Source organism: uncultured Kiloniella sp. (genome assembly GCF_937128705.1).
GTDB lineage: Bacteria > Pseudomonadota > Alphaproteobacteria > Kiloniellales > Kiloniellaceae > Kiloniella.
In genome coordinates, this window is the sequence record NZ_CAKZMP010000213.1 from 1 (window position 1) to 2,251 (window position 2,251).

Sequence of the window (2,251 nt, forward strand, 5' to 3'; positions counted from 1 at the left end):
AGAACGGATCGCGCCTTTAGCATCTTCACCAGAAAGAACAGGAACTGTCCTTGCTCGGGGCACACCTGCATATGACCGAATCTCATTTGCAGGGTTTCCGCTCTCAACCGGGCCAAAAGGGAATCTTCGCGCCCGCCAAAGCTTATGAGATATTCCTGCAACTCATCCGTAATAGAAACATGACGGGAATTCATAAAAAAATCCATTGTTTTCAAATATTCACGACACCTTTTACCATAGTAACGACCTATTTCGACAAGCATAAATTATAGTGTCGCAAACGTAGATCTGTCTGTCGCTTTTCAAGGCGACCACGGATCATGGTTTCATAAAATCAACTTTAGAAATAAATTTAATAATGACAACTCCTCCAGGTGTTTCATGAAATTAATACTTTGTTTTCATGAAAATAATTGGGAAGTCGGTCCGCGCAAACTTACGTACCACAGCGCAAAACCGACGCTGCCCCCGCAACGGTAGGAGAGGAATAGAGATCACAAGCTATCCACTGGATAAACTCTGGGAAGGATGTGATTTCCGCCATCTTAGATGGCCCTCTCGAGCCCGGAAACCAGCCTGAGGCAAGTCTAAAAGTCGCGGTGGGCGATTGGAACGACCTGTTGATCTCTAAGCAGTGTAAAAGCATGCCAGAGACAATACTGTTCCCTTCCTCATCGCACGTCAGAATTTATCGCTCAGAAAATAATATCTGAGATAAACGCTTGTTGTTGGATAGGACCGAGAGATGACTGTATCAGCCCACGATATGATGTTTGATCTGCTTCGCAGTAAAAAACAAAATTATAGCCTGCCGCGAGAGTTCTATAACGACCCGGAATTCTTTCAACTTGATATGAAACATGTGTTTGGGAAATCATGGGTTTTTGCTGGCCTTGTTTGCGACATTCCGAAGTCAGGAAATTTCTTCACCCTGTCAATCGGTGATGATCCCTTGGTTATTGTCAGGGACGATAACAACGAAATTCACGCAATATACAACACTTGTCGCCATCGCGGTTCCAAAGTCTGTCTGGAAGAAAAAGGCCATACCGCAAAGCTGGTCTGTCCCTATCACCAATGGACCTACAATCTTGATGGTAACCTGTTGTTTGCAGGCAACATGGGCGAAGGTTTCAACCCCGCAGACTTCCCCCTTAGGAAAGCAAATATCGGCATTGCAGGCGGCATGATTTTTGTCTGCCTTGACGAAAATCCACCCGCTTTTGATCACTTTAAAGAAGCCGTTGAACCATTCTTAAGGCCGCACGCATTGGACAAAGCCAAAGTTGCGCATGAAGTCACCATCAATGAAAAAGCAAACTGGAAGTTGGTGATCGAAAACAACCGCGAATGTTATCATTGCAACGGTTCACATCCTGAGCTTCTGAATTCACTTCTTGAATTCGACAATACCGATGACCCCCGTGCGACCCCGGAATTCAAAGCACTGGTCGCAAAAAAATCCAGCGACTGGGATTCTTTGGGTATCGCCCACGAAAGCACTCCCCACAATCTGGAATACCGCGCTGTGCGCATGCCACTTGCAGAGGGAATTCATTCCATGACCATGGATGGTTCTGTCGCCTGTCAAAAGCTTATGGGTGATTTAACCGATCCGGATATGGGGTCCATGCGTCTGTTGCACCTGCCCAATACCTGGAACCATTTCATGGGGGATCATTCAATCGTCTTTCGCGTAATGCCTGTTGGCCCGCAAGAGACATTGGTGACAACCAAATGGATTGTCCACGAAGATGCCGTCGAAGGTGTGGATTACGATCTTGAGAAAATGACCAAAGTTTGGAACGCCACCAATCATCAGGACAGAGAGCTGGCCGAAAATAATCAACTGGGCATCAACTCAAAAGCTTACCAACCCGGTCCCTATGCAGAGAGTGCCGAGTTTGGGGTAATCAATTTCATCAACTGGTATAGCGCCCACATGCTCGGCAAATTGTTTGATCCTGCCAAGCTCAAGCTAGCTGCCAGCGAATAAACATCACTTTTCAAACTGAAGAGAGCGCAACGACTGCGCTCTCTAGAATCAATAAAGCCCATAAGGGCAACTATAATTGGGGAAATCTAAAATGGCTGACATGGCTGTTAAGCAGGCTATCAGAGATTTGAACACAACGACGCCGTGGGATAGCCACTCGCAAATGCTAGAGTGCGTGATGATTCTTCAAGATACCCATGACGTCAAAACCTTTTGCTTTCAAACCACGGACAACAGCTGGTTCCGCTACCTGCC

The 2,251-nt window shown here is 46.4% G+C and carries 1 protein-coding gene, 1 pseudogene and 1 riboswitch; of the genes and pseudogenes, one reads left to right on the plus strand and one right to left on the minus strand.

The window, feature by feature from the left end; all coding sequences use genetic code 11:
• Positions 1 to 194: pseudogene (locus Q0241_RS11370) on the minus strand (SAM-dependent methyltransferase); the annotation flags it as partial.
• A 161-nt stretch (positions 195 to 355) separates the two neighbouring features.
• Positions 356 to 595: riboswitch (cobalamin riboswitch) on the plus strand.
• 150 nt (positions 596 to 745) lie between these two features.
• On the opposite strand from Q0241_RS11370, the gene Q0241_RS11375 reads away from it, so the two are divergent.
• Entirely contained in the window at positions 746 to 1,996 is a 1,251-nt protein-coding gene (locus tag Q0241_RS11375) for an aromatic ring-hydroxylating dioxygenase subunit alpha (RefSeq protein WP_299377433.1), read from the plus strand.
• Positions 1,997 to 2,251: the final 255 nt, after the last annotated feature.

Bases quoted from the DNA above. Each gene is read 5' to 3' on its own strand.
- Q0241_RS11375 (WP_299377433.1), top strand. From the start codon at position 746: ATGACTGTATCAGCCCACGATATGATGTTTGATCTGCTTCGCAGTAAA.